Annotated in this window: 6 protein-coding genes; all 6 read right to left on the reverse strand. The window is 56.6% G+C overall.

All coding sequences use genetic code 11. The features are described 5' to 3' along the window. Positions 1 to 149: 149 nt before the first annotated feature. Positions 150 to 1,544 (reverse strand): NADPH-dependent glutamate synthase, encoded by a 1,395-nt coding sequence (gltA, locus tag PGS25_RS03740; protein WP_117492301.1) that lies wholly within the window; start codon positions 1,542 to 1,544, stop codon positions 150 to 152. Positions 1,545 to 1,546: 2 nt separating this feature from the next. Continuing rightward, positions 1,547 to 2,398, reverse strand: a complete 852-nt coding sequence (locus PGS25_RS03745) for a sulfide/dihydroorotate dehydrogenase-like FAD/NAD-binding protein (RefSeq protein WP_118286024.1) — start codon at positions 2,396 to 2,398, stop codon at positions 1,547 to 1,549. 212 nt (positions 2,399 to 2,610) lie between these two features. After that, positions 2,611 to 3,606: a sugar ABC transporter substrate-binding protein gene (locus PGS25_RS03750; protein ID WP_117752380.1), complete on the reverse strand. Its 996-nt coding sequence runs from the start codon at positions 3,604 to 3,606 to the stop codon at positions 2,611 to 2,613. A 125-nt stretch (positions 3,607 to 3,731) separates the two neighbouring features. Next, the gene (locus PGS25_RS03755; protein ID WP_118286022.1) at positions 3,732 to 4,727 is read right to left on the reverse strand and encodes a Gfo/Idh/MocA family oxidoreductase; all 996 of its coding nucleotides are present in this window, start codon (positions 4,725 to 4,727) and stop codon (positions 3,732 to 3,734) included. Positions 4,728 to 4,934: 207 nt separating this feature from the next. Next, the gene (locus PGS25_RS03760) at positions 4,935 to 5,942 is read right to left on the reverse strand and encodes a Gfo/Idh/MocA family oxidoreductase (protein WP_117489167.1); all 1,008 of its coding nucleotides are present in this window, start codon (positions 5,940 to 5,942) and stop codon (positions 4,935 to 4,937) included. A 15-nt stretch (positions 5,943 to 5,957) separates the two neighbouring features. Beyond that, a partial coding sequence (locus PGS25_RS03765) for a TIM barrel protein (protein WP_270417750.1) occupies positions 5,958 to 6,296 on the reverse strand: 339 nt, incomplete at its 5' end.

A 6,296-nucleotide genomic window follows, 5' to 3' on the forward strand; every position in this document is an offset into this window, starting at 1 on the left:
GAAAAAATGTGCCCGCAGGGCGCGGTTTTTCTTCAGTATTCGCTCGAAAGCGTGGTTTCGAGCGAGAGGCTGCTCGAAAAACGAAGTTTTTCGACAGTCTCAAAGAACCTGCCGTAAGACAGGTTCTTTTTCGCATAAGCAAGCAAAAATTACTTGTTCTTATTCTTGATGTACTCGTCCATTGCAGCCGCAGCGCGCTTGCCGGCGCCCATTGCGAGGATAACGGTAGCCGCACCGGTAACGGCGTCGCCGCCGGCGAACACGCCGTCCTTGGAGGTGATGCCGTGCTCGTCGTCAGCCACGATGCAGCCCTTGCGGTTGGTATCCAGACCCGGCGTGGTGTGACGGATCAGCGGGTTCGGGCTGGTGCCGATTGCCGCGATGACGCAGTCAAGGTCGAGTACAAACTCGCTGCCCTCAACCGGGATCGGACGGCGGCGGCCGGACGCATCCGGCTCACCCAGCTCCATCTGCTGGCACTTGAGGCCGGTGACGTTGAAGTTCTCGTCAGACAGCACCTCGAGCGGCGCGGTCAGGAACTTGAATACAACGCCCTCTTCCTTCGCGTGGTGAATCTCCTCGAGACGAGCCGGAAGCTCCTTCTCGGAACGGCGGTATACGATGTAGACCTCTTCCGCGCCCATGCGCTTTGCACAGCGGGCAGCATCCATTGCAACGTTGCCGCCGCCGACTACTGCGACCTTCTTGGCGTGGTAGATCGGGGTGTCGGAGTTCTCCTTGTACGCCTTCATCAGATTGATGCGGGTCAGGTATTCGTTCGCGGAGTAAACGCCGTTTGCGTTCTCGCCCGGAACGCCGATAAAGGTCGGCAGACCCGCGCCGGAGCCAACGAAGATGGCCTCGTAACCGTCGCCGAACAGCTCGTCGATGGTCTCAGAACGGCCTACAACGAAGTTCAGAACAAACTCAACACCGAGGTCCTTCAGCGTGTCGATTTCCTTCTGCACGATAGTCTTCGGCAGACGGAACTCCGGAATTCCGTACATCAGAACGCCGCCGGCGGTGTGCAGTGCCTCGAAAACGGTAACCTCGTAACCCATACGAGCCAGATCGCCTGCACAGGTCAGACCGGCCGGGCCTGCACCAACGATGGCAACCTTGTGACCGTTGGACTCCGGCTTTACTGCCTTTTCGGTGCTGTTTTCGCGCGCGTAGTCGGCTACAAAGCGCTCCAGACGGCCGATGGCTACAGCCTCGCCCTTGATGCCGCGGACACAGTGACACTCGCACTGGCTCTCCTGCGGGCAGACACGGCCGCAGACAGCCGGCAGAGCGGAGGTTTCCTTGATCTTGGCAGCCGCTTCGAGGAACTTGCCCTCAGCAACCAGAGCGATAAACTCCGGAATCTTAACCTGTACCGGGCAGCCGGTCATGCAGGGCTTGTTTTTGCAGTTCAGGCAGCGCTGTGCTTCCTCGATCGCCATTTCAGCGGTGTAGCCGAGCGTTACCTCTTCAAAGTTCTTATTGCGGACGTCCGGCGCCTGCTCGGGCATCGGGCACTTGTTCGGATTCATATTCGGCATGATTACTTGACCTCCTTCTTGAACAGATTGCAATGCTCCTCGCGGCGCTCTACCGCCGCGCGCTCCTGTGCCTTGTACATGGCACCGCGGCGCATTGCACTGTCAAAATCAACGAGGTGACCGTCAAAATCCGGGCCGTCTACGCACGCGAACTTGGTCTCGCCGCCAACGGTAAGACGGCAGCCGCCGCACATGCCGGTACCGTCAACCATGATGGTGTTCATGGAAACGATGGTCTTGATGCCGTACGGACGAGTGGTCTCGCAGACAAACTTCATCATGATCATCGGACCGATGGCAATAACGGCATCGTACTGGTTGCCCGCGTCGATCAACTCCTTGAGCACCTGCGTAACCAGTGCCTTGCGGCCGTTCGAGCCGTCATCGGTCACGATGTGCAGGTTGGTGCAGGCGTTCTTCATCTCGTCCTCGAGGATGATGATGTCCTTGCTGCGGAAACCGGCGATCAGGTCAACCTCAGCGCCCATTTCGTGCAGCTTCTTGGCCTGCGGATATGCGATCGCGCAGCCCAGACCGCCGCCGACAACAGCGACCTTCTTGAGACCCTCAAGCTCGCTCGCCTTGCCGAGCGGACCGACAAAATCATGCAGGCAGTCGCCCTCATTCAGCGCGCCGAGCGCCATCGTCGTTGCGCCGACCTCCTGAAAAATGATGGTGACAGAACCCTTTTCACGGTCAAAATCTGCGATCGTGAGCGGAATACGCTCGCCTTCTGCGCTGACACGCAGGATGATGAACTGACCCGGCTCTGCCTTGCGGGCAACGTGCGGTGCCTCGATCACCATCAGCTTGGTGTTTGCGTTCAGCGTTTGTTTTTTCAAAATCTGATACATTGGTCAAATATCCTTTCGCCAAACCGAATCGGGGTATAGGAAAAGCCGCATAAGCGGCTTTTCCAGCAATATGAGAAGAAAACTTATGGGTTAGTTAAAAGAGAGAGAATAAAAAATATTAGAGAGTATGTCTTAATGACATGAAGAATGGGAGGAACATTGGAGCGTTTTCCCAAGCGCGAGAGTGAGAGTGAGGGATCAGAAAATAATGCTTATACCAGGCTCTTCAGCTTGTCCAGATACTCCTGTGCATTGTCCGGAGTAATGACCTTACAGCCGGTATCGATGAAGTCATCCAGCTTTTCGCCTTCTACAACGTCGAGCAGGCTCTTAACGCACTGGTAGCCCATGTTGTACGGGTCCTGTGCAACGGTGCAGGAGATTTCGCCGTCAACAACTGCCTGTACGCCGGAGGAGATGCCGTCGAAGCCGCATACGATGATGCCGTCGCCGTCACGGCCTGCCTGCTTGATGGCACGGGATGCGCCGAGCGCAACATCGTCTGCGCAGCATACGATCGCATCGATGTCCGCGAAGGACTGGAGAACGCCATCGGTTACGGTAACAGCCTTGTCGCCTACGCCGTCGGTGTACTGCGTGGAGATAATCTCGCAGCCGCCTTCTTCAAGTGCCTTCTTGTAACCAGCTACACGAGCCTCAGAGGTGGACTCGCCCTGGATATTCGCCAGAATAACAACCTTGCCGCCCTTACCGATCTTCTCGGCTACATACTTGCCGCCCTCGTAAGCAGCGTCCTCGTGCGCCGTGCCGATAAAGGTTTCCGCCTGATCAAAATTGGTGTCGATCGCCAGAACCGGAATCTTTGCACCAGTCAGTGCATTTGCGATCTGGTCTGCCTGCAGCGGTGCGATTGCAATCGCCTCGCACATATCTGCGTTTACAATGGTCTCTACCATGTTCAGCTGACCGTCGAAGTCGGTATCGCTGTTTGCGCCGCGTACGTCAACTTCTACGTTGCCGAGATCCTTTTCCGCCTGCTCGATGCCTGCGATAACGTAGCTCCAGTATTCGGAAGAGGTGGTCTTGAGCACTACGCTCAGCTTATGGGTGTCGCCGCTGCTGCTTGCCTGGGAATCGCCGGAGTCATTGCCGGATGCGCTGCTGCCGCCGCATGCACTCATGGAAACTGCCATCAGTCCTGCCAACAGCATCGCTGCGGAACGCTTAAAAAGGTTGCTTCTCTTCATCTTTCTTTCCTCCTGTTAGACAAGTGGTCTATTGGAATCATATTACCGGGTAATATGACCTTCTTTATATCAACAGGGGCGGTTTCACACCTATTCCCGCCCCTGCTGTATACCATTTGCGGGGATTATGCCTCTACCTTTTCCCACTGACCGGTGGTCTGTGCCTTGATCAGTGCGTCGGAGATCTTGCATGCCTCGTAGCCGTCCTCAGCACCCGGGCCCGGAACGTCGGTCTTGCCCTGCAGGTAATCTACCCAGTGCTGCAGCTCTTCCTGATAAGCAACTACGAAACGGTTGGTCCAGTCCTCCGGGATTGCCTGACCGCACTGCAGGTAAGAACGGACGATCGGCTCTGCCGCTACCGGCAGGCGGATGGTGCCCTTCTCGCAGACCAGTTCGCACAGGATCTCATAGCCGTAGTAGCTGTTGCCGGAAACCTCAACGTCGATCAGTACGCCGGAGTCAGACTGCATAAGTACCAGCTGCGGGTCCTGGCAGGTGCCTTCTGCAAAGCAGGTAGCACGCGGGAAACGAACAGCGACTTCGTTCAGGTTCTCACCCAGCAGCCAGCGGCAGATGTCGATCTCGTGGATCGCAATGTTGGTAATGTGCTGCTCGGTGGTGTGGTTCTTCGGATGGCTGCGGGTACGGCTGATGCAGTGCGCCATCAGCGGAGCACCCAGCTCGCCGGAGTCGAGGATTTTCTTCATCTTGATGTAGTCCGGGTCAAAGCGACGCATGAAGCCGATCTGCAGCAGACGCTTGCCGGAAGCCTTCTCCGCCTCTACGACCTTCTTCGCGTCCTCGAGGGTGGTAGCCAGCGGCTTCTCGCAGAATACCGGCTTGCCGGCCTGGATGCACTTTACCGCCAGATCAGCGTGGGTGCCGTCCCAGGATGCGATAACAACAGCGTCGATTTCGGGAGAAGCGATCAGCTCCTCTGCGCTTGCCATTACCTTTGCGCCGTAGGTCTTAGCGACCTCCTCGGCGCGCTCGGTGTTCAGATCGTAAACAGCAGCCAAACGAGCGCCGTCTACATAGGTTGCAATGTTCTGAGAATGGGTGTGGCCAATGTTGCCGCCTGCGCCCAGTACGCCAATAGCGAGTTCCTTCTTGCTCATGATGTGAATCTCCTTTTTTCCTTTATCTAAGGCAACACCGCACACTTAAAGCTGCGGCGCTTTGCGGAAATTTTGTCCCCTGATTGCGTTGCGATTTCTTGCAATACGTCAGTATTGCTGCAAAACCGCGCCTTATCAGTGCGCAAAATTTACTCGCAAATCGCTCTTGTCCAATTATGCGGTATTGCCATAAAAAGCGGTTGTAATTTACTTCTTCTTACCGTCCAGATATGCCTGATGCAGCTGCAGACAGAACTTGAGGCTCATCGTGCCGTCGTGTGCGGTGGTCTCCGGCTTGCGGCCGGTGCGTACACAGTCAACGAAGTCGTCGATCTCCGCCTGGAACGCTTCGCCCCAGCGGGCAAGGAAGCTCTCCTGGCACTCTTCCACGAATCCGTTCTCGGTAAACTGCGAGAGGTAGTTCTTGCGCGGTACCGAGTTGACACGCAGCGTGCCCTTGGTGCCGACGATTTCGCTCTCAACATGGCTGCAGGTTGCGGTGCGGCCTACCTGAATGTAGGCGGTGGTGTTGTTATCGAACTTGGTCAGCGAGAAACCGTTGTCGTAGTCGTTGTAATCTGCCAGACCAGTGCAGACATAAGCATCGCCGGTTGCAAAGGAATCGACCGGATCACCCTCGAGGAACCAACGTGCAAGGTCGGTGTCGTGGCTGCCCATCTCGATGAACCACGGAACGTAAATGCCCTTCTTGACGCCTTCCAGATGTGCCTCGAGCACGCTGGACGGGTCGAGCGAAACGCCCTTGAACAGGATCGGCTTGCCGATCGCGCCGGCGCGGATCTTCTCCTTCGCCTCTGCGTAGGACGGGTCGAAGCGGCGCATGAAGCCGACCGTAAAGCACTTGCTGCCGTTCTCGGCTACGGCCTTCTCAATCTCCTCACAGTCCTCAAGGGTCTTAGCCAGCGGCTTCTCGCAGAAGATATGCTTCTTGGCCTTGCAGGCTGCCAGACACGGTGCCTTGTGAGCATCTGCGCCGGTTGCAACAACGATTGCGTCAACCTCGGGATTGTTTACCAGCTCGTCTACATTGGTGTAGCCATACGGTACGCCGAATTCCTCCTGAAACGCCTTGACCTTGCTCTCGGTGCGGGCGCAAACCGCTACAACCTCTGCGTGAGGATTACGCTGCAGGCTGGTGGCGTGCATTCTGCCCATCATACCGATGCCAACGATACCGAAACGAATCTTCTCCATTTGTAATCCTCCTTATCAGATACCTGCGGTTTTCTTGATATACTCGCGCGCCATTTTTGCGTATTCGAGCGGATTTGCCTTTGCCGGGTCCTGCTCGGCCTCTACGATGAACCAGCCCTCGTAGTGTGCATCGTGCAGAGCCTTAAATACGCCCGGATAGTCTACGCAGCCGTCACCCGGAATGGTGAAGCAGCCCTCGAGAACCGCCTTGCGGAACTTGAAGCCCTCGGCATATGCCTTTTCCATCATGTCCGGACGGATGTCCTTGAGGTGAACGTGGCCGATGCGCGGGCCGAACTCCTTGGCTGCCTTGACGGCGTCCTCCTTGGAGAAGGTGAAGTGGCCGGTATCGAA

This window comes from Butyricicoccus sp. AM78-15b2TA, from assembly GCF_027665985.1.
GTDB classification, from domain to species: Bacteria; Bacillota; Clostridia; order Oscillospirales; family Butyricicoccaceae; genus Agathobaculum; species Agathobaculum butyriciproducens.